This window comes from Streptomyces yangpuensis (assembly GCF_024666385.1).
Taxonomy (GTDB): Bacteria; Actinomycetota; Actinomycetes; order Streptomycetales; family Streptomycetaceae; genus Streptomyces; species Streptomyces yangpuensis.
In genome coordinates, this window is the sequence record NZ_CP102514.1 from 5,228,511 (window position 1) to 5,252,375 (window position 23,865).

Annotated in this window: 18 protein-coding genes and 1 pseudogene; 11 read left to right on the forward strand and 8 right to left on the reverse strand. The window is 73.2% G+C overall.

Features of this window, described 5'->3' with window-relative positions; translation table 11 throughout:
* The first annotated feature begins 13 nt into the window (after positions 1 to 13).
* Positions 14 to 1,528 carry an Asp-tRNA(Asn)/Glu-tRNA(Gln) amidotransferase subunit GatB gene (gatB, locus tag NRK68_RS24095; protein ID WP_183067432.1) on the forward strand — a complete coding sequence of 505 codons (1,515 nt, stop codon included), beginning with the start codon at positions 14 to 16 and terminating at the stop codon, positions 1,526 to 1,528.
* 115 nt (positions 1,529 to 1,643) lie between these two features.
* Positions 1,644 to 2,183: a hypothetical protein gene (locus tag NRK68_RS24100; RefSeq protein WP_076042858.1), complete on the forward strand. Its 540-nt coding sequence runs from the start codon at positions 1,644 to 1,646 to the stop codon at positions 2,181 to 2,183.
* On the opposite strand, the gene NRK68_RS24105 is transcribed toward NRK68_RS24100, so the two are convergent.
* The 3 genes from NRK68_RS24105 to NRK68_RS24115 form a co-directional block, all read right to left on the reverse strand.
* Positions 2,173 to 4,101, reverse strand: a complete 1,929-nt coding sequence (locus NRK68_RS24105) for a protein kinase domain-containing protein (RefSeq protein WP_257856680.1) — start codon at positions 4,099 to 4,101, stop codon at positions 2,173 to 2,175. The genes NRK68_RS24100 and NRK68_RS24105 overlap by 11 nt on opposite strands.
* Positions 4,102 to 4,286: 185 nt before the next feature.
* Positions 4,287 to 4,901: a GNAT family N-acetyltransferase gene (locus tag NRK68_RS24110; protein ID WP_183067434.1), complete on the reverse strand. Its 615-nt coding sequence runs from the start codon at positions 4,899 to 4,901 to the stop codon at positions 4,287 to 4,289.
* Positions 4,898 to 7,129, reverse strand: a complete 2,232-nt coding sequence (locus NRK68_RS24115) for a penicillin acylase family protein (RefSeq protein WP_373023643.1) — start codon at positions 7,127 to 7,129, stop codon at positions 4,898 to 4,900. The genes NRK68_RS24110 and NRK68_RS24115 overlap by 4 nt, the downstream gene beginning before the upstream one ends.
* 75 nt (positions 7,130 to 7,204) lie before the next feature.
* Here NRK68_RS24115 and NRK68_RS24120 point away from each other — a divergent pair, with 75 nt between their 5' ends.
* Entirely contained in the window at positions 7,205 to 7,936 is a 732-nt protein-coding gene (locus tag NRK68_RS24120) for a siderophore-interacting protein (protein ID WP_183067435.1), read from the forward strand.
* Between the two features lie 159 nt (positions 7,937 to 8,095).
* Here the strand turns inward: NRK68_RS24120 and NRK68_RS24125 are convergent.
* Positions 8,096 to 8,275, reverse strand: a pseudogene (locus NRK68_RS24125) (mycothiol transferase); the annotation flags it as partial.
* A gap of 166 nt (positions 8,276 to 8,441) precedes the next feature.
* The gene (locus NRK68_RS24130) at positions 8,442 to 9,251 is read right to left on the reverse strand and encodes a GNAT family N-acetyltransferase (protein ID WP_257857915.1); all 810 of its coding nucleotides are present in this window, start codon (positions 9,249 to 9,251) and stop codon (positions 8,442 to 8,444) included.
* 61 nt (positions 9,252 to 9,312) lie between these two features.
* Here NRK68_RS24130 and NRK68_RS24135 point away from each other — a divergent pair, with 61 nt between their 5' ends.
* The 6 genes from NRK68_RS24135 (at position 9,313) to NRK68_RS24160 (ending at position 17,031) form a co-directional block, all read left to right on the forward strand.
* Positions 9,313 to 9,750: a cupin domain-containing protein gene (locus NRK68_RS24135; protein ID WP_257856681.1), complete on the forward strand. Its 438-nt coding sequence runs from the start codon at positions 9,313 to 9,315 to the stop codon at positions 9,748 to 9,750.
* 208 nt (positions 9,751 to 9,958) lie between these two features.
* Positions 9,959 to 12,208, forward strand: coding sequence for an MMPL family transporter (locus NRK68_RS24140; protein WP_257856682.1), 2,250 nt, complete (start codon positions 9,959 to 9,961; stop codon positions 12,206 to 12,208).
* Between the two features lie 39 nt (positions 12,209 to 12,247).
* On the forward strand, positions 12,248 to 12,802 hold the full coding sequence (locus NRK68_RS24145; RefSeq protein WP_183068561.1) for a GNAT family N-acetyltransferase: 555 nt from the start codon (positions 12,248 to 12,250) through the stop codon (positions 12,800 to 12,802).
* 97 nt (positions 12,803 to 12,899) lie between these two features.
* Entirely contained in the window at positions 12,900 to 13,508 is a 609-nt protein-coding gene (locus NRK68_RS24150; RefSeq protein WP_257856683.1) for a hypothetical protein, read from the forward strand.
* A gap of 176 nt (positions 13,509 to 13,684) precedes the next feature.
* Positions 13,685 to 13,867 (forward strand): hypothetical protein, encoded by a 183-nt coding sequence (locus tag NRK68_RS24155; RefSeq protein WP_257856684.1) that lies wholly within the window; start codon positions 13,685 to 13,687, stop codon positions 13,865 to 13,867.
* 59 nt (positions 13,868 to 13,926) lie between these two features.
* Complete coding sequence (locus tag NRK68_RS24160; RefSeq protein WP_257857916.1) at positions 13,927 to 17,031, forward strand: helix-turn-helix transcriptional regulator; 3,105 nt, start codon at positions 13,927 to 13,929, stop codon at positions 17,029 to 17,031.
* Here the strand turns inward: NRK68_RS24160 and NRK68_RS24165 are convergent.
* From NRK68_RS24165 to NRK68_RS24175, 3 genes are all read right to left on the reverse strand, one after another.
* Positions 16,994 to 17,173 (reverse strand): DUF6191 domain-containing protein, encoded by a 180-nt coding sequence (locus NRK68_RS24165; protein ID WP_183068696.1) that lies wholly within the window; start codon positions 17,171 to 17,173, stop codon positions 16,994 to 16,996. The two genes, NRK68_RS24160 and NRK68_RS24165, sit on opposite strands and share 38 nt — an antisense overlap.
* A 41-nt stretch (positions 17,174 to 17,214) precedes the next feature.
* Positions 17,215 to 18,450, reverse strand: a complete 1,236-nt coding sequence (locus NRK68_RS24170; protein ID WP_257856685.1) for a PQQ-dependent sugar dehydrogenase — start codon at positions 18,448 to 18,450, stop codon at positions 17,215 to 17,217.
* 108 nt (positions 18,451 to 18,558) lie between these two features.
* Complete coding sequence (locus tag NRK68_RS24175; RefSeq protein ID WP_257856686.1) at positions 18,559 to 19,566, reverse strand: aldo/keto reductase; 1,008 nt, start codon at positions 19,564 to 19,566, stop codon at positions 18,559 to 18,561.
* A gap of 72 nt (positions 19,567 to 19,638) precedes the next feature.
* On the opposite strand from NRK68_RS24175, the gene NRK68_RS24180 reads away from it, so the two are divergent.
* Together NRK68_RS24180 and NRK68_RS24185 are read left to right on the forward strand one after the other, a co-directional pair.
* Complete coding sequence (locus tag NRK68_RS24180; RefSeq protein WP_257856687.1) at positions 19,639 to 20,586, forward strand: 2-hydroxyacid dehydrogenase; 948 nt, start codon at positions 19,639 to 19,641, stop codon at positions 20,584 to 20,586.
* Positions 20,587 to 20,885: 299 nt separating this feature from the next.
* A complete protein-coding gene (locus NRK68_RS24185) occupies positions 20,886 to 23,774 on the forward strand; it encodes a putative bifunctional diguanylate cyclase/phosphodiesterase (protein ID WP_257856688.1) in 2,889 nt (962 codons plus the stop codon).
* The last annotated feature ends 91 nt before the right edge of the window (positions 23,775 to 23,865 follow it).

The window sequence follows — 23,865 nt, forward strand, 5'->3', positions numbered from 1 at the left end:
GGAAAGTTTCACCGTGACCACCTTCACCGAACTGCTGTCGTACGAGGACGCCCTGGCGTCGTACGACCCCGTCATGGGCCTCGAGGTCCATGTCGAGCTCGGCACCAGGACCAAGATGTTCTGCGGCTGCTCCACCGAGCTCGGCGGCGAGCCCAACTCGCAGACCTGCCCCACCTGCCTCGGCCTGCCCGGCTCCCTCCCGGTCGTCAACGCGATCGGCGTCGAGTCCGCCATCAAGATCGGTCTCGCGCTGAACTGCGAGATCGCCGAGTGGTGCCGCTTCGCCCGGAAGAACTACTTCTATCCGGACATGCCGAAGAACTTCCAGACCTCCCAGTACGACGAGCCCATCGCCTTCAACGGCTACCTGGACGTCCAGCTGGAGGACGGCGAGATCTTCCGCGTGGAGATCGAGCGCGCCCACATGGAGGAGGACACCGGCAAGTCGCTGCACGTCGGCGGTGCCACCGGCCGTATCCACGGCGCGTCCCACTCCCTGCTGGACTACAACCGCGCCGGCATCCCGCTCATCGAGATCGTCACCAAGCCCATCGAGGGCGCGGGCGAGCGGGCCCCCGAGGTCGCCAAGGCGTACGTGGCCGAGCTGCGCGAGGTCATCAAGGCGCTCGGCGTCTCCGAGGCCCGCATGGACAAGGGCCAGATGCGCTGCGACGTGAACCTGTCGCTGCGCCCGAACGGGACGAAGGAATTCGGCACCCGCTCGGAGACCAAGAACGTCAACTCGCTGCGTTCCGTCGAGCGCGCCGCCCGCTTCGAGATCCAGCGGCACGCGGCCGTGCTGTCCTCCGGCGGTTCGATCGTGCAGGAGACCCGGCACTTCCACGAGGAGGACGGCTCCACCACGGCCGGCCGCATCAAGGACAACGCCGAGGACTACCGCTACTTCCCGGAGCCCGACCTGGTGCCCGTGGCGCCGGCCCGGGAGTGGGTCGAGGAGCTGCGCACCGGTCTGCCCGAGATGCCGCGCGTGCGCCGCAACCGCCTCCGCGAGGAGTGGGGCGTCAGCGAGCACGACATGCAGTCGATCCTCAACGCGGGCGCGGTGGACTCCATCGTGGCCACCATCGAGGAGGGCGCCGACTCGGCCGCCGCCCGCAAGTGGTGGATGGGCGAGCTGGCCCGCAACGCCAACGAGCAGGGCGTCGTCGTCGACGAGCTGCCGATCACCCCGGCGCAGGTGGCCCGGGTCGCGGCCCTGGTCGCGGCGGGCGACCTGAACGACAAGCTGGCCCGTCAGGTCATCGAGGGCGTCCTCGCCGGCGAGGGCACCCCGGACGAGGTCGTCGAGAAGCGCGGCCTGAAGGTCGTCTCGGACGAGGGCGCGCTCGGCGCGGCCGTCGACGAGGCCATCGCGGGCAACGCGGCCATCGCGGACAAGATTCGCGGCGGCAAGGTCGCCGCGGTCGGTGCCCTGGTCGGCGCGGTCATGAAGACCACCCGCGGCCAGGCCGACGCGGCGCGCGTCAAGGAGCTCATCCTGGAGCGCCTGGGCGTCTCCGAGGGCTGATCCCTTGGCCCTTGACGGCCCGGACATCCCGAGGCCCCGCACCTGTTGGTGCGGGGCCTCGGTCGTCTCCTGCACACTGGACCGTCGAAGCCGACCGAGGACGGGGGAGTCGAGGGTGGAGATCGGTGCGATGGTCATCGCCGCCGTGGGTGTCGTGGGCACCCTGGGCGGGGCGCTGCTCACCCAGCGGGGCGCGGAGCGGGCGAAGCGCCGGGAGATGGAACTCCTGCGCGGTCACGAGGAGATCCGTGACTACCTGGCGCTGCGACGGACCTGCTACGCAGACCTCAACCGGGACGCCCGGCAGTTCACCACCGCCCTCAACCGCCATCTGCACGTCATGCGGGAGCGCGCGGTCGAGGACGCGGACCGGGAGGCGCTCGACGAGGCCAAGGACGCCCAGCGCGACCGCTACTCCGAGGCGCAGATGATCGCGCCGGACGCCGTGCTCGGGCCCGCGAGCGCCGTCAACCACGCCCTGAGCCGGGTCTACGGCCAGGTCAAGCGCCTGGAGCGGGGCGCCCCCGAGGAAGGCGAGACCATGGCCACCGTCTCCCGCGACCAGCAGGAGATCTGGGCCCTGCTGCGGGAGATGCGCGCGGCCATGCGGGCCGACCTCGGGGTGTCGGACGGGTCCGGGCCCGTCAGCGGGTGAGGACGGGGGCGGCGAGGACGGCGTTGCCGCGGCCCTTGCAGCCCTCTTCCACCTTGATGCGCAGCCGCAGGGCGCCCTTGATGTCGAGGGCCTTGGTGACCGGCCTGCCCAGGTGGACCAGTTCGGAGAAGATCGCGGGCTTGTCGTCCACCGAGATGGTCAGCCGCGCCTGTTCCACGGTAGATCCGTCGTCGATCCCGGCGGTGAACTCCAGCGTGGACCACGCCCGGTTGACGTCGTACTCGATGGCCGCACCGTAGTAGCAGCTGCCGAGGAGCGCCGCGCCGTACTCCGTGGTGTTCAGCTTGGCGGAGCCGACCTCGAAGTTGTCGACGTTCCCGACCGACGCCAGCACGGTCAGGTCGGCCACGTTGCTGTCCTTGACCGCCCCCGGGGCGTGCGGGCTCGCCGAGCCCTCCGGGCTCGCGGGGGCCTCGGGCGTGGCCCCGTTCAAGGCCCCTGCCGTCGCCCCGGACTGCGACGGGGTGGGCGACGCGGTGGCCGTGGCCGCCCGGGTGCCGTCCCCGCCTGAGCGGCCGTCCCGCGCGGCGTCGGCCTTGTCCTTGTCGCCCAGGAGCTGTACGCCGACCACGGCGAGCACGGCCAGCACCACCACGGCGGCCGCGGAGCCCAGGACCACCGCGGTCCGCTTCCTCCTCGGCTGCGCGGCGGACGGCTGGGGCACGGCCGCCGGCATGCCCGGGCCCTGGTGGTACGCCGTGGCCGGGCCGTATCCGGCAGGCACCGCGTCCGGGACGGCCGCGGGTGGCTGCGCCGCCGTAGCCGCGGGCGCGGGCGCCGACGCCGTGGGCGCGGACGGGGCCGGGTCCGCGAGCGTGGCAGGTGGTGCCGGGGCCGGGTCGGGAGCCGTCGCCGGTGCGGTCGGCACGTACGGCGGCGGCTGCGGCACGGACTGCGCGGGCCGGTCCGGCGGGGTGGCCGGCTGGGGCGGTACGGCGGGCTGTGGTGGCGCGGCCGGCTTCGGCGGGGAGTCCTGCGGGGGCCGCTGCGATGTCGTCGCCGCCGTCGTGGACACCACCGCGCGGCGCAGGTCCTTCACCCACCCGGTGAGGTTCACCGGCCGCCGGGAGGGTTCCTCCGCGTAGAGGTCGGTGATCCGGGCCCGCTGTTCTGCGTCCAGCACCGCGATCTGCGGCAGTTCGGCCATCGCCCGCCCCAGCTGCTGCGGGGAGGCGGGCGGCGACTCTCCGCTGAGCAGGAAGTACGCGATCGCCCCGAAGGCGTACCGGTCGGTGCCCGGTGTCCGCTTGCCCTCGAACACCTCGGGCGCCGCGTAGCCGGGGGTGAACCAGACCTCGGCCGTCTGATGGTCGGCGGTCAGCTTGCTGAGGCCGAAGTCCACCAGCGTGGCCTGCCCGTGCGCGTCGACCATCACATTGCCGGGGGAGAGGTCGCCGTGGACGACCTGGCGCCCGGAGGGCGTGGCCTTCCCCGAGTGCAGCCAGTCCAGCACCTCGGCCAGCTGCTCCAGGGTCCGCATGACCTCGCGCCGCTCGGCGGCGGTGGCGAGCGTCCGCTCGGCCCGCCAGTCCCGCAGGTCGAGCCCGTCGATGTGGTTCATGACCAGGACGAGCGCCCGCCCGGTCAGGGTGGACGACTCCCCCGGCCGGTGGATCGGCGGTCCCTCGAAGTGCTCCCGCACCCCCACGACGCCGGGCCGGTGGACGAATCTCAGCAGTTCCGCCTGCTCGTTCCACTTCTGGCTGATGCGGTCGAAGACCTCGGGCGTGATGGTCGTCCTGGAGTCGAGCACCTTGACGACGACGGGCTCCGACCCGCCGGCGAGCTCGATCTCGGCGAGGTAGAGCACGGCCTCCCCGCCGCGCCCGATCGACCTGAGCAGGCGGTAGCGGTCCGCTGCCGCGTCCGGCCCGATGTGCAGATTCTGGCTGGTCAATTTCCCCCCAGCGCCGGGTTGGTGATTGACCATCAGTCTTCCGTGACCGGAATCACCCGGTCAATCGGAACGATCGGTTTGCCGCGGCCGTCCAGGTGTTCGCCGTCGGCGGGGCGCCCGGCTCGCGGAACCGCCCACCGGGCGGCCTGCGTTCGCCGAACGCCCCGCCGTCGGGGCGGCGCAGGTCAGCGGCTTCCCGCGGGAGACGGCGCCGGTGCGTCGAGGAAGACGAGACGGGCCGGCTTGGCCGGGAGGTGGACCTCGGGCAGGTCGATCTCCGGCAGCACCACCTCGGGGCCGAGTGTGAACCCGGTGCGTTCCAGCCGTGCGATGGCCTTGGTGTTGCGCGCGTCCGGCTCGGCGACCACACGCCGGGTGGCCGGATCGGAGAACACGAAGGCGAGGAAGGCCCCGACCAGACCCCCGGTGAAGCCGGGCCGGGGGGCGCCCTCGCACGGGCCGATCAGCAGGTGCACGCCGACGTCGCCCGGCCGGGCGTCGTAGCACTCGCTCACCCGGTCCGCTGCGCAGTCGTACGTCTGGAACAGCGCGACCGGTTCACCCTCCAGGGCCACGAGGAAGGCGTGGTGGGTGGTGCGGCGGTCGATGTCCTCGTAGATCTCCCGGACCAGTTCCCGGCCGGCCCCGCCCATGCCCCAGAAACGGGCCCGCTCCTGCGTGACCCAGCCGTGGATCAGGCCGGCGTCGGCGGCCGGATCGACCGGGGTGACGGTGACGGTGCCGAAGCCCTCCACGAGGTGGGTGTGGACGGGCTGCCGGGCGGCGGCTGCGGTGGTCACATCGACTCCTTGGTCAGCCGGGCCCAGTCGGTGACGACGGGGACGAGTTCGCAGCGCGCCCACAGGGGCAGCTGGTCGCGGTGGTGGGGGCTGCCGGTGACGCCGTCCGCGCCCAGCGGGACCGCCCAGAGGCTGTCCTCGCGGCGGGCCAGGTCCCAGACGTAGCGGGCGGCCGACGCGCGGGCGGTGACATCGGTGAAACCGGGTACGGAGGAGGTGGCGTTCACGCAGTCGTGGTCGCCGCCGAGGCCGGGCCACTCGGGGGCGTCCGGGTCGGGCACCGCCTGCCAGGGGGCCAGCCGGTGGACCTCCGACCACGGGGTGTCGGGGGAGCCCGCCGCGGCGGTCTCCTCCAGGGCTGCCCGGACGTGCGCCGCGCGGTCCAGCTCCGGCAGCAGGGACGTGGTCAGCAGGCCTTCGAGCGCGTAACCGATCTTGGGTACCAGGTACAGCCAGGGGTGGAACACCGCGGGGCCGGCAGGCGCCCCCGCCAGGTCCGCGAAGACGGGATCGGCGGCGAAGCGGCGCACGGTCGCGGTCCGGAAGGCCGAGAAGACGGTGGCGTCGGTGCTGTCCGCCTCCATGCGCCGGTCCCAGGCCAGCAGCCGGGTGCGCAGCTCCCGCGCGGCCGGGGTCAGCCCGTCGAAGCCGGGCAGCAGGGCGAGCAGCGGCTCGGCCGAGGCCAGGTGGGTGTCGCGGTGCACGTCGGCCATCGCCTTCGGCGACCAGTGCGCGGAGCCGCTGAGCAGCTCGCGGATGCGGTCGGCTCGGTGCGGCGGCGCGAACTCCACGCCCAGCGGGGAGGCGATGCCGCGCGCGTTCGCCATCACCGCGAAGCCTTGCACCGGCTCGGCCGGGGTCGGCGCCCAGCCCTGCCAGGCGTGCTGGGGGTCCCACGCGGGTACGGGGCGCAGCCGGTTGTCGGGGTGGCGCAGCGGAACGGCGCCCGCGACGCGGTGCAGCAGGCCGCCCTCGGTGTCGGCGGCGTGGACGACGTTGACCGGCTCGGCCCAGCCGTCGAGGGCGCGGTCGATGTCGGCGACGGTGCGGGCGCGCAGCAGGGCGGGCAGGACCGCGAAGCCGAGGTCGCGCCGGACACGGGGCGGGTAGCGCAGGGAGAGGGTCTGCGTGCTGCGGTCGGCGTCCGCGGAGGCGGCGTCCGTGTCCGTGTCCGTGTGCGTGTGCGTGTGCGTGCCCGTGTCCGTGTCCGTGCCCGCGCCGGGGTAGCCGTCCGCGTGCACGACCACCGGGCCGCGGGCGGTCTCCAGGATCTCCACCTCGACGTCGTCGCCGCCCGCCACGGCGATGGTCTCCGTGTGGCGTGCGACGGGCTCCCAGACCCCGTCCGGGCCGAGGGCCTCGACGGCGGAGCCCTCGCCGCGGCGCAACTGCTCCACGTACAGGTCCTGGTAGTCGGACATCGCGTTGGTGATGGCCCAGGCGGCGCTGCCGGTGTGCCCGAAGTGGGCGAGGCCGGGGACGCCGGGGACGGCGAGGCCCAGGACGTCGTAGTCCGGGCAGGACAGGCGGATCTGCTGGTAGACGCCCGGGTCCTCGATGAACCGGTGCGGGTCGCCCGCGATGATCGCCGCACCGGTGGTGGTGCGGTCGCCGGGCACCATCCAGCCGTTGCTGCCGGCGATGCGGGGACCGTCGGTGGCGAAGAGGGTGAGCGCGTCGTCGCCCAGAGCGCGGGCCACGCGCTCGCGCCACAGCTTGGTCGGGAAGCCCGCGAACAGGATGTGCGTGGCGATCCAGATCGCCAGCGGCACCCACGGTTCCCAGGGCGAGGGGGCCAGGCCGGTGCGGGCGAAGCGCTCGTCGCGGCCGGCGCCGGCGGCCAGGCCCTCGTTGACGCCGTCCACGTACGCGCGCACCCAGGCGGCGGTCGCGGGGTCGTCGGTCTCCATCGCCGCGAAGCAGAGGCGGGCGGTGTCGGCGAGGCGGCTCCGCCGGGCGAAGCGGTCCCAGGTGACGGAGTCCGGGCCGAGGAAGGAGGCGCTGGAGCCCTCGGCGCGGTGCCGCTCGACCTCCAGCTGCCAGGCGCGGTCGAAAGCGGTGACCCGCCCCTGGGCGTGGGCGAGCGCGAGTTCGTCCGATGCGCGCAGGTGGGGGATGCCCCAGGGGTCGCGGAAGACGTCGTAGGATTCCGGGGGCTGCCCGTGGGGTCCGCCCCGGGCGCCCGCGTCCGACGCCGGGTCGCTCTCGCTGCTCACACTGCTGCTCACGCTGCTCACACTCTCCCCGATGGCGCATTAGGTTAGGCTGGCCTAACTATAAAGGTGTCAGGGGAGGGGTCGGACATGGCGGTCGGCAAGGGTTGGGAGGGCGTGGTCCTCAAGCTTCTGCGGGGCAAGGACTTCACGTTCACGGTGACCGGGGCGGAAGACGTCACGGAGCACTACCGCCGGGTGTACTTCACCGACGGCGGACTGCTGGCCGCCGCCGGTGAATCGCTGCACCCGACGATGTGGGTACGGGTCTGGTTCCAGAACGCGGGCAAGCCGCACCAGCGGGCCTACACCCTGGTGGACCCGGATCCCGAAGCGGGCACCTTCTGCTTCGAGTTCGCCCTGCATGACGGGGTCGCCAGCGACTGGGCGCGCGACGCGAAGCCGGGCGACACCATCGAGGCCACCGTCCAGGGCACCGGATTCTCCGCCCCTGCGCCGTCCCCGGAACGCCTGCTGGTCATCGGCGACCCCGCCTCCCTCCCGGCGATCAACTCGCTGCTGGACGCCTTCCCCGGCCTGCCCGCGACCATCTGGTTCGAGACCCAGCACACCTCCGACACGGACCTGCCCGTACGGCTGGACGCGGAGCGGCACGACATGCGCCGGGTGCCGAGGGACGGGACGGCGCTGGCCGACCGGGTCAGGGCCGAGCTGCCGGAGCTGCTCGGCGACCCGGGATCGGCATACGTCTGGCTCGCCTGCGACACGGCCACGACCCGCACCCTGACGGCTTACCTGCGCAAGGACCTCGGTCTGCCGAAGCAGCGGGTCAACGGCCTGGGGTACTGGCGCGCCGCCTAGGGGGTGTCCGGCGGATCAGGGCCGGGCCCGGGCCGTCCGGCACCGCGGCCTGCTGCGTTGTCGTCGGTCGCCGACGCTCCGCGTGGGCTCCCTCCTCCGCCTTGCATTCCACGGCACCGGACGACCCGGGCTGTCCGACCCTGATCCGCCGGACACCCCCTAGCGGGAGGGTGGCCTGGCGATCGGGCCGGCCCGGGCCGGGGGCCATGGCCCGGTCGTCCCGTGGATTGCCTCGCGCACGAAGTCCGCGTGGCCGTTGTGGCGCGCGTACTCGTGGATCAGGTGGAGCAGTCCCAGGCGCAGCGAATCCTCCTCCTTCCGCCGCGGCACGTACGCCGTCAACGCCGTCACCTCCGGGGGGCCGCCTGACAGGGTGGACGGGGCGGGCCGACGCGTTCCCTGTCCAAGATCCTGTCCGGGGGCCCCGGGGCGTCGCGGAATCCCTGTCCCGCGCCGGGCCGTCCCGGCGGGGCCGGCGGGGCCGGCGGGGCCTCCCCGTACGGCCTCAGTCCGCGTCCGGGCCGGGCCGCGTCCAGATGTACGGCACCGTCACGCCCATCACCCCGAAGCCCAGCCGCTCCAGGATCGGACGGCTGTCGTCCGAGGCGTCCACCTGGAGGTAGGGGATGCCGAGCTCCGCCGCCAGGCGCGCACGGTGTGCGACGAGAAGGCGGTAGATACCGCGGCCGCGCCACTGCGGGACCGTGCCGCCGCCCCACAGGCCGGCGAAGGCCGCCCCCGGCCGCATCTCCATCCGCGCGGCGCTCACCGGGACGTCGCCCGCCATCGCGACCACCGCCGCGACGGTCTCCGGCTCGTCGCGCAGCCTGCTCAGCAGCGCCTCCCGGATCCGGGGCCGCTCCGAGCCGAAGGCCCCCGCGTGGACCTCCATCATCAGATCCACCCCGGCCTCGTCCGTCACCACCCGCAGGGTGATCCCCTCCGGCGGATCCACCGGCAACTGCGCGAGCTCGGCCACCAGCCCCACCATCAGCGTCTCCGGCGGCTCCGGTACGAAGCCCGCGGCCCGCAACCGGTCCCCGAGGTCCGCCGGCCGGTCGTGCGCGTACAGCTTCCACTCGAAGTCCGGGCAGCCGCGCTCCGCGAAGAACCCCACCTGCGCGGCGATCTGCGCGTCCGCCGTCTCCGCGTCGAGGTCCGACCAGAGCACGCCGTTCCAGCCGGGACCGGGCACGCTCTGCCGCACGACCGGGCCCACCCGTACCACCAGGGCGCCCCCGCCGTCGGCCTGCGCACCCTCACGCACCTCCGCGTCGAACCGGGCGCGCACCTTGAGCAGTTCATCAAGATCCATCGTCATCGGCCCAGCTCACCAGTGTCCGGCGGGCCCGCACAACTGCATTAGCCTCACCAGCGTGAACGACGACCTCACCATCCACACCGGCAAGGCCGCCCCCGACGCCGCCGCCGACCGAGGCTGGCTCCTCGGCCACTTCAAGGACCCGGCCGATCCCCGTCACAGCGAGGACGTGGAGATCAAGTGGGGTGTCCACCCCAAGGGCGACGCACGCGAGCGCTGGGCGACCGCCGAGAAGCGCACCGCGCTGCTGGTTCTGATCAGCGGGCGGTTCCGGCTGGAGTTCCCGGGGCGGACCGTCGTCCTCGCCGAGCAGGGCGACTACGTGCTCTGGGGGCGCGGCGTCGACCACTCCTGGTACGCGGAGGAGGACGCCGTCGTCCTCACCGTCCGCTGGCCCTCGATCCCCGGCTACCGGGTCGACGAGCCCGAGGACCGGGAGGGCGTTCTCGCCCCGGCGGCCTCCGGCGAGGCCGGGACCCCGTCCGGCATCTGAGTTCCCGCATCCCTCCCGATCCTGCTGTGATGATGCACACGAAACGGGCCAACGATCACGAAACGCTGAGACCGTGGGGGTTGCAGACCATCTGGGCCGGACCACGGGGCGACCCCCCGGGCCTTCGGCCGGGCCTTCACGAGTTCACGCGTTCTTTGCGACGGGCTGTCTCCCGGTAAAGATCCGAACCCACCAGGGAGCACGTCCGTTGGCAGTCCTCGCGCGGTGGTGCATGCGCCACCGTCTTCTCGCCGTCCTGATCTGGCTGCTCGCCCTCGGCGGGACCGCGGCGGCCGCAGTGACCGCCGGAACGGCGTACTCCAACAACTACGAGGTCCCCGGCACCGAGTCCGGGAAAGCCAACGACCTCCTGCGCGAAGGCTTCCACGGTCAGGGCGGCGACACCGACACCATCGTGTGGCGGGCCCCGGACCACCAGAACGCGCGCACCCCGGACATCGAACAGCGCATGACCCGGGCCCTCGAAGCCGTCGCCGCACTGCCCGGTGTCGGATCGGTCGCCGGACCGTACGGTCCCGGCCCCGAGAGCGCCGCGCGCATCAGCCCCGACGGGCGCACCGCCTACGCAGTGGTGACCTTCGACCAGCCGGCCGACTCCGTACCCAAGGCCCAGGCCAGAGCCGTCGTCGACACCGCGAAGAATTCCACCACCGAGGCCGGCGGACTCCAGGTGGAACTGGGCGGCCGCGCCATCCAGCTCACCGAGGCCCCCACCGCGCACCTCGCCGAGGTCATAGGCGTGGCCGTCGCGGCCCTCGTCCTGTTCCTCGCCTTCGGCTCCCTCGCAGCGAGCCTGCTGCCCATCGCGACCGCCCTCGTCAGCGTCGGCACCGCCTATTTCGGCATCACCCTGCTCGGGCACGCGATGCCGGTCGCCGACTTCGCCCCCATGCTCGGCACCCTCATCGGCCTCGGCGTCGGCATCGACTACGCGCTGTTCATCGTCACCCGGCACCGCAAGGGCCTCATGCGCGGCCTTCCCGTGGAGGAGGCCGCCGCCGGGGCCGTCGCCACCACCGGCCGGGCCGTCGTCTTCGCGGGCCTCACCGTCTGCATCGCGCTGCTCGGCATGCTGGTGCTGAGGCTGAACTTCCTCAACGGCGTCGCGATAGCGGCATGCGTGACGGTCGTTCTGACCGTCGCCGCCTCCGTGACCCTGCTGCCCGCGCTGCTCTCCTTGATCGGCATGCGGGCCCTCTCCGGCCGTGAGCGCCGCCGGCTCGCCGCCGAGGGCCCGCAGCCCGAGCGGACCTCCGGCTTCGCCGCCCGCTGGTCCGCCTTCGTCGAGCGCCACCCCAAGCTGCTCGGCGCCGTCGCCACCGCCGTCATGGTGGTCCTGGCACTGCCCACCCTCTCCCTCCACCTGGGCACCTCCGACCAGGGCAACAACCCGGCCGGCTCCACCACCCGGCAGGCCTACGACCTGCTCGCGGACGGTTTCGGGCCCGGCGCGAACGGCCCGCTCGCCGTCGTCGCCCGGCTGGACGGCGCAGGGGACCGGCTCGCCGTGGACCGGCTGGAGCAGGCCCTGCGGACGACACCGGGCGTCGCCTCCACCGGCCCCGCCGTCTTCAACCGCAGCGGCGACACGGCCGTCCTGACCGTCGTACCGGACTCCGCCCCCCAGTCCCGGGCCACGAGCCACCTCGTCGACACGCTCCGGCAGGACGTCATCCCGCGCGCCGGCCAGGGCAGCCCCATGGAGGTCCACGTCGGCGGTGTGACAGCCGCCTACGACGACTTCGCCGAGGTCATCATCGGGAAGCTGCCGCTCTTCGTGGGCGTGGTCATCGCCCTCGGCTGCGTCCTGCTGCTGCTGGCCTTCCGGTCCATCGGCATCCCGCTGAAGGCGGCGGCCATGAACGTCGCCGCCGTCGCCTCTTCCTTCGGAGTCGTGGTCGCGATCTTCCAGTGGGGCTGGGGCAGCGAACGGCTGGGCCTGGGCAGCGCCGGCCCCATCGAGCCCTTCCTGCCCGTGATCATGGTGTCCGTCCTCTTCGGACTGTCGATGGACTACCAGGTCTTCCTCGTCAGCCGGATGTACGAGGAGTGGCTGGAGACCGGCGACAACAGGCGTGCCGTGCGCGTCGGCCTCGCCGAGACCAGCCGCGTCATCAACTCCGCCGCCGTCATCATGATCTCCGTCTTCCTCGCCTTCGTGCTCAGCGGCGACCGGATCATCGCGATGTTCGGCATCGCACTCGCCGCGGCCGTGGCCCTCGACGCCTTCGTGCTGCGCACCCTCCTCGTCCCGGCCCTGATGCACATGCTCGGCGGCGCCAACTGGTGGCTGCCTGCCTGGCTCGACCGGCGGCTCCCCCGCATCAGCATCGAGGCCCCCGAGCGCCGTCCCCATGCGACACTTCCGGCACAGCGGTCCGGCACCGTCCCCACCACGAGCGAGGACGAGGCCGAGCCCGCCACAGCCTCCCGGTGATCCGGCGAACCGCCGCACGAGACCCAAGGAAGAAGCCGCATGTTCTCGATAGACCTCGCCGAAGGCGCCCAGCTGTTCCCGCTGGAGGCCCGGCACGCCGAGGAGTTCTTCGCGCACATCGAGCGCGGCCGCGAGTACATCGGCCAGTACGTCGGCTTCCCGGACCGGTCCCCGGACGTCGACTCCGCCAGGGCCTTCCTGGCCAAGTACGCCGTGAAGGCCGGTGAGGACGGCGCCCGTTTCTTCGGCATCCGCCTCGACGGCACCCTCGTGGGCGGCGTCCTCTACCCCAACTTCGACGCCGACGCCGGGAACTGCGAGATCGGCTGCTGGCTGGAGCCCGCCGCAGCCGGCCGCGGCCTGGTGACCAAGGCCTGCCGGATCCTGATCGACTACGCCTTCGGCGAGCGCGGCATGCACCGCGTCGAATGGCACGCCGCCACCGGCAACAAGAAGAGCCTCGCCGTCGCCGAACGCCTCGGCATGACCCGCGAGGGCGTCCTGCGGGAGAACTACTTCCACCGGGGCGTCCGCCAGGACACCGAGGTCTGGTCGATCCTCGCCCACGAGTGGGCCGCCACCCGCTCCTCCTGAGGCACGCCGCCCGGGCCCCGCCGACCGCGGGGCCCGATACGGCCACGACCACCGGATTCTCAGAGAACTCTCAGACACGGCCCCTACGGTGCCCCGCATGGACACCACGAAGACCCCCGCCCCGAACGCCGCCGAGGCGGACACCACCCCGGTCGACCTCGAGAAGACCGAGACCGCCCAGGAGGCCGCGACCGAGGCCAAGGCCGATGCCGACCTCGACGCCGCGGCCGACAACGGCTCCGCCGCCCTCGCCGACGCCGACCTCGACGACGAGTTCGCCGAGGACCCCGCGGACGAGGAGCAGCCGGGCCACGTGGGCTCCGCGGCCTTCGCGATCGTCTCCGCCGGTCTCTCCGTCGTCGCCCTCAGCGGAAGCTGGGTCGCCGGCATCGTGTCCGAGCGCGCGAGCGTCGCCGCCCGTCTGGAGCTGAGCCAGGCCGCCGACGCCAACGCGCAGATCGCCGCCCAGTTCGTCGATCCGTGGCACACCACCGCGATGGTCAACGGTGTCTTCTCCGCCCTCGCCCTCATCATCGCCACCTTCGTGCTCGCCCTCCCGGCCTTCAGCACCCCCGAGCGCACCCTCCCCACCTGGGTGCGGTCCGTCTCCTGGGCCGGCATCGGCCTGGGCGCCCTCGGCGTACTGCTCTTCGTCCTCATGTACTTCGACCTCCTCCTGGCCATCCCGAAGGCAGGAGCCGTCTAAGGAGGTGCCTCGGCACTGCCTTAGGCGCCCGTGGCCCGTCCCGGCCGGCCCCCGCCGGACCAAGGCCCCCGGCCCCCGCCGGATGCGGCATGCGACCGATGCGCCGGTGCCCCCTGGGAGGCGAATCTCGGATCACACCGAACGAGGTGCCGAGAACCGCAACCAGGGAGTCCGACATGTTCGAGCACGAGATCGCCGCGGCCGCCCGCACCACCGACCTCCTCCGTGAAGCGGCCGCGTACCACGTGGTCCGGGAAGCCCGGAAGGCGCACCGCGCCACCACACGCGGCCGGGAACCCCGGGGGCGGGTGACCACACCCGGGCCCCGCGGCGCCCGTTCCGCGCGCCGGTCCGCGTGAACCCTCGCGCCGTGCGGAACGACCCCGTATCGGGTGCCGCGGGCCACGGACCCTGTGCGATGCTCGGCGACGTGGAGACCAGATCTGTCAGCCCGGTGTTCGTCGGCCGCGCCGACGAACTGGCCGTCCTCACCGACGCACTGACCCGCGCCGGAGGCGGGGAGCCCCAGGCGGTGCTCATCGGGGGAGAGGCCGGGGTCGGCAAGACCCGCCTCACCGAGGAATTCCTCTCCGAGGCGGACCGGCGGGGCGCCGTCGTCGCCGTCGGCGGCTGCGTCGAGATCGGGGCGGAGGGCCTTCCCTTCGCCCCCTTCTCGACAGCGCTGCGCACCCTGCACCGCCTGCTCCCCGAGGAGTTGGCGGCCGCGACCGCGGGCCAGGAGGACGAACTCGCCCGGATCCTCCCCGAACTCGGCGACACCCCCAGGGGACCGCACGACGAGGAGAGCACCGCCCGGCTCTTCGACCTGACGGCCCGGATGCTGGAGCGACTCGCCGCCGGCCGCACCGTCGTCCTCGTCCTGGAGGACCTGCACTGGGCGGACGCCTCCACCCGGCACCTGCTCTCCTACCTCTTCCGTACCCTCGCCGCAGGCCGTCTCGTCGTCGTCGCCACCTACCGCTCGGACGACGTCCACCGCCGCCACCCGCTGCGCCCGCTCCTCGCCGAACTCGACCGGCTCCGCACCGTCGGGAAGATCGAACTCTCCCGCTTCAACCGCGCCGAGGTACGCCGCCAGCTCGGCGGCATCCTCGCCGCACAGCCCGACGAGGACTTCGTGGACACCGTTTTCGACCGGTCCGACGGCAACGCCTTCTTCGTCGAGGAACTCGTCGCCTCCCGGCAGAGCGGCTGCCGCACCGGCCTCACGGAATCCCTGCGCGACCTCCTCCTCGTCCGCGTCGAGGTGCTCCCCGACGACACCCAGCGCCTGGTGCGCATCGTCGCCGAGGGAGGCTCCACCGTGGAGTACCCGCTGCTGCGCGCCGTCGCCGGGCTCTCCGAGGACGAACTGATCGAGGCGCTCAGAGCCGCCGTCGGAGCCAACATCCTCCTCGCCACCCCCGACGGCGACGGCTACCGCTTCCGGCACTCTCTGGTCCGCGAGGCCGTCGGCGACGACCTGCTGCCCGGCGAGCGCGCCCGCGTCAACCGCCGCTACGCCGAGGCGGTGGAGGCCGACGCCCACCTGATCCGCGCCGAGGAGCGGGTCATCCGGCTGGCCAGCCACTGGTACCACGCCAACGACCCCGCCAAGGCGCTGCCCGCCGTACTGGCCGCCTCCGTCGCCGCCCGCCGCCGCCACGCCTACTCCGAGCAGCTGAACCTGCTGGAGAGGGCGCTGGACCTGTGGGACAGCACCCCGGAGGAGGTCCGCGAGGCGCTTCGCCCGGCCGACTGCACGGAGGTGTACCCGCCCTGCGGCTGCGACCCCGCCACCACCCCGCTCCAGCGCCTCGACCTGCTGGCCGAGGCGACCGTCGCGGCGCGCTACGGAGGGGAACGCGAACGCGCCCTGAAGGTCACGAAGACGGCGCTGCACCTGCTGGAGGAACATGGCGACCCGCTGCGCGCCGCGTGGTTCTGGACCGAGCGCTCCCGCCTGGTCGCCTCCCTCGGCCGCGGCGACGGCTGGGAGGAGATAGCCAGGGCGCAGGACCTCGTCCGGGGGCTGCCCCCGTCCCAGGTGCACGCCGAGGTCCTGGTCCGGGCCGCGAGCTGGGGCATGCTCCACAAGCCCGGACCGGGCAACCTCGCCGCCGCCGAACGCGCCGTCGAATACGCCCGGATGGTCGGCGCGGCCGAGACCGAGCTCAACGCCAGGATCACGGTCGGCGCCCTGCTCACCGACGCCGGCGACGGCCCGGGCGGCATCGCCGAGATGTACGCGGTCAGGGAACGGGCCATGGAACTCGGGATGGCGCTCCTTGCGGGTCGTGCGCATATCAACCTCTCCTCTCAGCTGGAAAGCCTGGGACGGTCCCACGAGGCCGTGGAACTGTGCGAACAGGGGACCGAACTGGCCCGGCGGTCCCGGCTGCTGGACACCGAGGCCTGGATCTGCGGAAACATGGCCGAGAGCCTCTACAGCCTCGGCCGCTGGGACGAGGCCGCCGAAGCGGCCCGCCGCACCCTGCTGGTCGGCCGGAGCGCGGCCCCGCGCGGCTCCGCCTCCGCGCGGCTCGCCCACCTGGCCCTGGCCCGGGGCGAGTCGGCCGAGGCGGCCCACCGGCTCGCCGCCGCCCACAGCCACTTCGGCACGCACGAGACCCAGCCCCAGCACCGGATCCCGCTGCACCGCCTGGCTATCGGGGTCGCCGCGGGGGAGGGCCGGATCGCCGACGTCCGGTCCGAGACGGCCGCCGCCGTGGCCACCGGCTTCCCGCTCGGACAGCACCGCTACGCCTGGCCCCTGCTGCTCGCCTCCGCCTCCGCCGAGGCGGACGCCCGCGGACTCCCCGCCGCCGAAGCCGGCCGCGCCGCCGCCCTGGACGTGCTGCGCACCGCCGCCCGCACCCTCGCCACCCCGGTCCCGGTGTGGACCGCGCACGCCGAATACCTGCGGGCCGAACTGCTGCGGGCCGAGGCCCGGGACACCGTCGCCGACTGGACCGCCGTGGAGGAGGCCGTCCGCCCGCTGCAGCGCCCGTACCTGCTGGCCCGGGCCCGCCACCGGCTCGCCGAGGCCCTGCTGGCCGTCGGCGACAAGGAGCCCGCGGCCGCCCTGCTGCGCGAGGCCCACGCCACCGCCGACCGGATCGGCTCACGCCGGCTGCGGGAGGACCTGGCCCTGCTCGCCCGGCGCGCACGGATCCCCCTGACGGCCGACGACACCCCTGCGCAGGCCCCCGAGGCTCAGCCGGACCCGGCCGAGGCGCTCGGCCTGACCAGCCGCGAGCGGGACGTCCTGCAACTGGTGGCGGCGGGCAGCACCAACCGCAGGATCGCCGAGGAACTCTTCATCTCCCCGAAGACGGCGAGCGTGCACGTCTCGAACATCCTGGCCAAACTGGGTGTCGCCGGCCGAGGGGAAGCGGCCGCACTCGCCCACAGGCTCCGCCTCTTCACCCCTCCCGTACCAGCCACCCCGACCGGTCCGCCCGGCACGGCCGGCGCTGGGCCGGTCAGTGACCGTCGGCGGGCTCCTCGTCCAGGCGTATGAGCACCCTGCCGGAGTCGAGGTCTATCGGGCCCCGTCCCGGATCGTTGTCGCCCACATCGGCCCGGGACAGCTCCAGCCGCTTCTTCTCGTCGTTCGTGTGCTTGCGTCCCGGGCTGAACAGCTCCTCGATCATGTTGAACACCGTGTCCACGCACCCTTCGCCCCCGCCCGGGGGCATGCCGGTCATCGCACCGTCAGTGTCAGGATCCTGTCGTCGCCCGCCTCCGGCGACCCGCGCCCGTCCGTTTCGCTCGTGACCAGCAGCAGCCGGTCACCCCCGAGAGCGATCACCGACCGCAGCCGGCCGTACTTGTCCGTCAGGAAGGCCTCGGGCTCGGCCACCGGCGCCGTCCCGGACAGCGGGATCCGCCACAGCCGCGCGCCCCTCAGCCCGGCCATCCATATCGACCCCTCCGCCCAGGCGATCCCGCTCGGCGAGGCCTCGTCCGTCTTCCACACCGCCACCGGATCCCGCATGCCGGGCCTGCCGGCCTTCCCCTCGGCCTCGGGCCAGCCGTAGTTCGCACCGGGCTCGATCAGATTCAGCTCGTCCCAGGTGTGCTGGCCGAACTCGGCCGCCCACAGCCGTTTGTCCTTGTCCCAGGCGAGGCCCTGCACATTGCGGTGCCCGTAGGAATAGACGACCGAATCCGCCTCCGGATTACCGTGCACCGGATCCCCGTCCGGAGTCATCCGCAGGATCTTGCCGCCGAGCGACTTCCTGTCCTGCGCGAGCCCGGTGACACCCGTCTCTCCCGTCCCCGCATACAGCATCCTGTCCGGGCCGAAGGCGATCCGTCCGCCGTTGTGGATCAGTCCCTTGGGGATCCCCCGGAACACGGTGTCCGGCGCGCCCAGTTGCTGCCCGGGAGGTCTCTGCTCGTCATAGCGCAGCCGCGCTATCCGGTTGTCGGACGCGGTCGTGAAGTAGACATACACCAGACGGTCCGAGGCGAAGTCCGGCGACAACGCAAGACCCAGCAGTCCGCCCTCGCCGCCCGGATCCACGCCGGGCACCTCGCCGATCTGCGTCACCGTGCCCGACCCGGCGGCGACCCGGCTGATCGTGCCCTTGTCCCGGGAGGCGACCAGAAGGTCACCTCCCGGCAGCGGGGCCACACCCCACGGCGACTCCAGGCCCTTGGCCACCTCGCCGGTGACCGTCACCGACCCCTTCGCGGGGGGCCCGGACGCCGACGGCGAGGCGGCCCCGCTCCCGGAGGGGCCCGGTGACCCCGTCCCCGCCGATGTCGCTCCCGGTGGGGAAGCCCCGCGCCCGGCGTCCGGGGCGCCCTCTGGGGAGCACCCCGTCGCCAGCAGCGCACCGCACCCGGCCAGTGCCACCGCCGCCAGCACGCTCCGGCGCCGCCCGCCGGGCCCCGCGCACCCCGCCTGCCCGGGAGAACTTCCGTATCGCATCGCCCTGCTCCCTTCCGGTCCTCCGATCCTGCCCTTCACCCGTCTCAACAGCCGGGGCAGTTCCCGAAGTTCCACCACTCGTACACCCGATCGAGTGGTTGTGGGCGGTCAGTCCCAGGCTCCCACGTCCACCGGAAGGCCCGCGATCTCGGCCAGGTCCGCGGCCGTGAGCCGCAGCTGCGCCGCCCGCGCGTTCTCCACGGCCCAGTGCGCACGGTCCGCGCCGGGCACCGGCACCACCTGCGGCCCCTGCGCCAGCACCCAGGCCAGGGCTACCTGGGCGACCGTGACCTCGGGCCCGTGCCGCAGCGCCACCCGCCGCAGCCCCGCCACCAGCACCTGGTTCGAGGCCATCGCCTCCGCCGTGAATCGCGGGTGCCGGGCCCGGACGTCCTCCGGCTCGAAGCCCTCGCCCGGCCTGAGGGTCCCGGTCAGGAACCCGCTGCCCAGCGGCATCGCCGCCAGGAACCCCACCCCGCGCGCCGCGCACCACGGCAGCAGCTGCCGCGCCGCCTCCGGCGACCACACCGACAGCTCCGCCTGCACCGCGCTCACCGGGAACACCTGCTGCATCCGCTCCAGGTGCCGCAGCGTCGTCCGGTACCCGCGGTCACCGCGCCGCCCCGCCCCCGGGCCGGCCCCGGCCCCCAGCGCGCAGAAACCGAGCGCCCGCACCTTCCCGGCGCCCACCAGTTCCGCCAGGGCCCCCCAGGTCTCCTCCACCGGGACCTCCGGGTCCACCCGGTGCAGCTGGTAGAGGTCTATGACGTCGGTGCGCAGCCGCCGCAGCGAGGCGTCGCAAGCCCGCCGCAGATAGCCGGGCCGCCCGTCCGCCACCACGTGCTGGTCGCCCGCCCGCAGTCCGACCTTGGCCGACACGAACGCGTCGGACCGCCGCTCCCGCAGCACCCGCCCCAGCAGCAGCTCGTTGGTGAACGGCCCGTACACATCGGCCGTGTCCAGCAGGTTCGATCCCAGGTCCAGCGCCGCATGCACGGCGGCCAGCGACTCGTGTCCCCGTCGCCGCGAAGGCGTGTACGCCCAGCTCATCGGCATACAGCCGAGGCCGACGGCGCCCACGCTCAGCGTCCCCGCCCCGATCGACCTGCGCTCCACCCCTGCGTCCCCCTCCGCTCCGGCAACCAAACTAACGGCTTGATCAAGACGGCTTGGCATAGCCTCGTGATCATGACTGCAACGCCCGGGGACGTCTGGCTCCCCTTCCCCGCCGAAGAGGTCGCCGGCCTCCCCGACTCCTTCCGGTACCGCCAGTGGGACGGCGAGGACGCCTTCCCGGCCGATCCGGCCGACTGCGTCTTCTACGTGGCCCCCTACATGAAGTCCGCCGAGGTCACCGTGCGCCCGCTCGCCGCGATGCCGGCCGTCCGGGTCGTCCAGACCCTGACGGCCGGCATCGACCACATGCTGGGCGGCCTCGCAGACCTGCGCCCCGGCGTACGGCTGTGCAACGCCGTGGGGGTCCACACGGCCAGCACCGCCGAGCTGGCCCTCGCCCTGACCCTCGCCTCCCTGCGCGGCATCCCCGGCATGGTCCGCGGGCAGGACCGCGAGGAATGGCGCTCCGGCTTCTACGACGCCCTCGCCGACAAGTCAGTTCTGATCATCGGCTACGGATCCATCGGCTCGGCCGTCGAGGACCGGCTCGTGCCGTTCGAGTGCGAACGGATCGAACGGGTGGCCCGGTCTGCGCGGACCACCGAACGCGGGCCGGTGCACGCCATCGCCGAGCTGCCCCGGCTCCTGCCGCAGGCCGACGTGGTGATCCTCGTGACGCCCCTGACCGAAGCCACCCGAGGGCTCGTGGGCGCCGGGTTCCTCGCCCGGATGAAGGACGGCGCCCTGCTCGTGAACGTCTCGCGCGGCCCCGTCGTCGACACCAAGTCCCTGCTGGCGGAGGTGGAGTCCGGCCGGCTGCGCGCGGCGCTCGACGTCACCGACCCGGAACCGCTGCCCGCCGGCCACCCGCTCTGGCACGCTCCGAACGTCCTGATCACGCCTCATGTCGGCGGCAGCAGCTCGGCGTTCGAGCCGCGGGCCAAGCGACTGCTGGTGCGCCAGCTCACCCGCTTCGCCGCCGGAGAGCCCGTGGAGCACACCGTGCTGATCACCGAATGACCGCCCCCGGAACGACACCCGTGGCGTGTACGCTCCGCAGTCATCCGAACGCGTGTCGTCGCCGCAACTCCCTGCTTGGTAACGGAGCGTAGGCCAACTATGTCCCTGAGTGACGAAAGTGGTGTATCGTCCGGAAGAAGGGGCTGCGCCGGGAACGTCTGGCGCTGGGGAGTGATCGGACACTTTGGGGGGCGACGGGCGATGCACGGCCAATGGATGAAGGATCCGACGCGGCACGGCCGCAGAAGGCGACGCTGCCGGGACTGGGCCGCGCCGGGACCAGCCGGCGAGGGGGACCGGTGAGCACCCAGGGGGCGGCGCTCCTGGACCGGCCGTCCGTATCGGGCGGAGGCAGGTGCCGGGCGATGCAGGTGATCCTCGCGGTCGTCTGCGGCGGGTATGCCGTCGGTGCCGCCCTCAACTGGGGGTCCGAGGAACTCGCAGAGATCATGGGCGACTTCGGACTGAGTACGGCCGGACTGCTGGCCGCAGTCTCCTGCTACACCTACTCGCGGACGATCGACAACCGGGAGCGCCCCGCCTGGCTGCTCTTCGCCTTCTCCTCCCTCATGGGCGCCTGCGGCAACGCCGTCTGGGGCTGGTACGAGGTGGTCCTCGGCCAGGACGTGCCGAAGCCCTCGCTCGCCGACTTCGCCTTCCTCTGCTTCGCCCCGCCCGCCATCGTGGGCCTGCTCGTCCTCGCCAAACGCCCGGTCACCCGCGCCGGCTGGGTCTGCCTCGGGCTCGACTCATGGCTCATCGGCGGCTCCCTGCTCACGCTGTCCTGGAGCCTCGCCCTGGCCCACGCCGCGCGCACCGCGCAGTCCGGCGCCCCGGGCAGCGTCCCGCGCGCCGCGCTCTCCCTCGCCTACCCCCTGCTGGACATCGCGCTCGTCTCGATGGTCCTCGTCCTGCACTTCCGGCGGAGCGAGACCAACCGCTCCGCCGTGAACACCGCCATCGCGGCGCTGGCCCTGACCGTCCTCAGCGACGCCCTGTTCACCTCGCCCCTGCTGAGCGCCGAGTACCAGTCCGGGCAGCTGCTCGACGCCGGCTGGTTCGCCGGCTCGCTGCTGCTCGCGTACGCGCCCTGGGGCGCCCGGCGCATCCACCAGGGCCCGGTGCCGGCCGGCCCCCCGCGCCGGGACCGCCCGCACAGCCGCCCGCTCACCGGGTCGCTGCCCGCCCTCACGCCCTACCTCGCGGCTGCCGTGTGCACCCTCGGAATCCTCTACAACGTCGTGGACGGCCGGAAGGTCGACCGGATGGTCGTCTTCACCGGTTGCACGGTCGTGCTCGCCCTCGTCATCCGGCAGGGCATCATGCTCCTCGACAACATCGCGCTGACCCAGGAACTGGCGCAGAAGGAGAACCACTTCCGCTCCCTGGTCCAGGGCTCCAGCGACGTCATCATGATCGCCGCACCCACCGGGACCCTGCGCTACGTCAGCCCGGCCGCCGCCGGGGTCTACGGCCGCGAGGCGGAGGAGCTGGTCGGCACGGAACTGGCCACCCTGATCCACCCCGACGACCTCGGCAGGGTGGTCCACGAGGTACGCCGCTTCCTCGCCGCACCGCCCGCCGAGGAACCCACCACCCGCATCGAATGCCGCTTCAAGTCGGGCGGCGGCGAGTGGCTGAACGTGGAGTCCACCGTCAACCGTCACCAGGGCGGACTCATCCTCAACAGCCGGGACGTCACCGAGCGCGTCCGGCTCCAGGCCCAGCTCCAGCACAGCGCCGAGCACGACCCCCTGACCGACCTGCCCAACCGGGCCCTCTTCACCCGGCGTGTACGCCAGGCCCTGACGGGCCGCCGCGCCGGCGACCACAGCACCGCCGTCCTCTTCATCGACCTCGACGGCTTCAAAGCGGTCAACGACACCATCGGCCACCAGGCCGGCGACGAACTGCTCGTCGAGGCCGCCCGCAGGCTCCAGGACTCCGTCCGGGCCGGGGACACCGCCGCCCGGCTCGGCGGCGACGAGTTCGCCGCGCTGATCCTCGGCGACGGCAGCCGCGACCGCAGCGCCCGCGAGTACCAGGCCCGCGAGATCGCCGACCGGCTCCGCGCCCGGCTCTCCCAGCCGTACCGGATCGGCGGCAACGAGGTACGGGTGGCGGCCAGCATCGGCGTGGCCTTCGCCGACCCCGGGATCACCCCTTCGGACCTGATGCGCAACGCGGACCTCGCGATGTACCGGGCCAAGGCCGGAGGCAAGGACCGGGTCGAGGTGTACGCCCCCCAGATGCAGGCAGAGGTGGTGCGCAAGGCCGAGCTGGCGGGCCGGCTGCGCACCGCACTGCACGAGGGAGAGTTCGCCCTGCTCCACCAGCCCATGGTCTCGCTGGCCACCGGAGAGATCGCGGCCGTCGCCGCGCAGGCGCGGTGGCGGTCGGCCCAGGGGATCCTCTTCACCCCGGCGGAGTTCCTCCGGGTGGCCGAATACAGCGAGGGCGTGGCGGGCGGCGCGGCCGGCACCGGCCCGGACGCCTCGCGCACCGCCGAGCTGGGCCGCTGGCTGCTGGAGGAGGCCGTCGAGCAGGCCGCCGACCGGCACCGGGCCGGACACGACGTACCGGTGGCCGTGCGGATGACCGCCCAGCGGCTGCTGGACAGCGCCATGCCGATCGGCTCCGTGGAAGCACTCCTGACCCGGCACGGCCTGCCCTCCGGGGCCCTCATGCTGGAGCTCGCGGTCTCCGACCCCAGGGTCCCCTTCGACGACCTGGAGCGCCGCCTCGCCGCCCTGCACCGGCTCGGGGTGGGGATCGCCCTGGACGGCTTCGGCAGCGGCTACGCCGCCATCAGCGCCCTGCGCCGGCTCCCCGTGGACCTGCTCAAGCTGGACCGGGGGCTGGTGGAGGGCGTGGTCGAGTCGGCCCGCCTGCACAAGATCACAGCCGGCCTCTTGCGCATCGCAAACGACCTCGGCATGCGGTCGGTGGCCGACGGGGTGGACCTGCCGGAGCAGGTGGCCGCGCTGCGCGCCATGGGGTGCACACACGGCCAGGGGATGGCCTTTTCCGGCCCCCTCGACGAGTACAGGCTGCGGCGCGCGCTGGTGCGCGGTACGTTCCCAGTACCGGGCGGAGCGGCCCAGCCCGCACTGGCGGGCGGCTCCTCCGGGGGCTCCATGGTCGTCCGCAGAGGCTCACATAATGAGACGCCCGTCCCACCTACTTGACATCACCCTCCCGCCGGAGGGAGGGTCAGTGCCATGCGCACCCGAATTCTCGTACTTGGAAAGCGCGTCGGCTGAAGCTGGGGCCTGCATG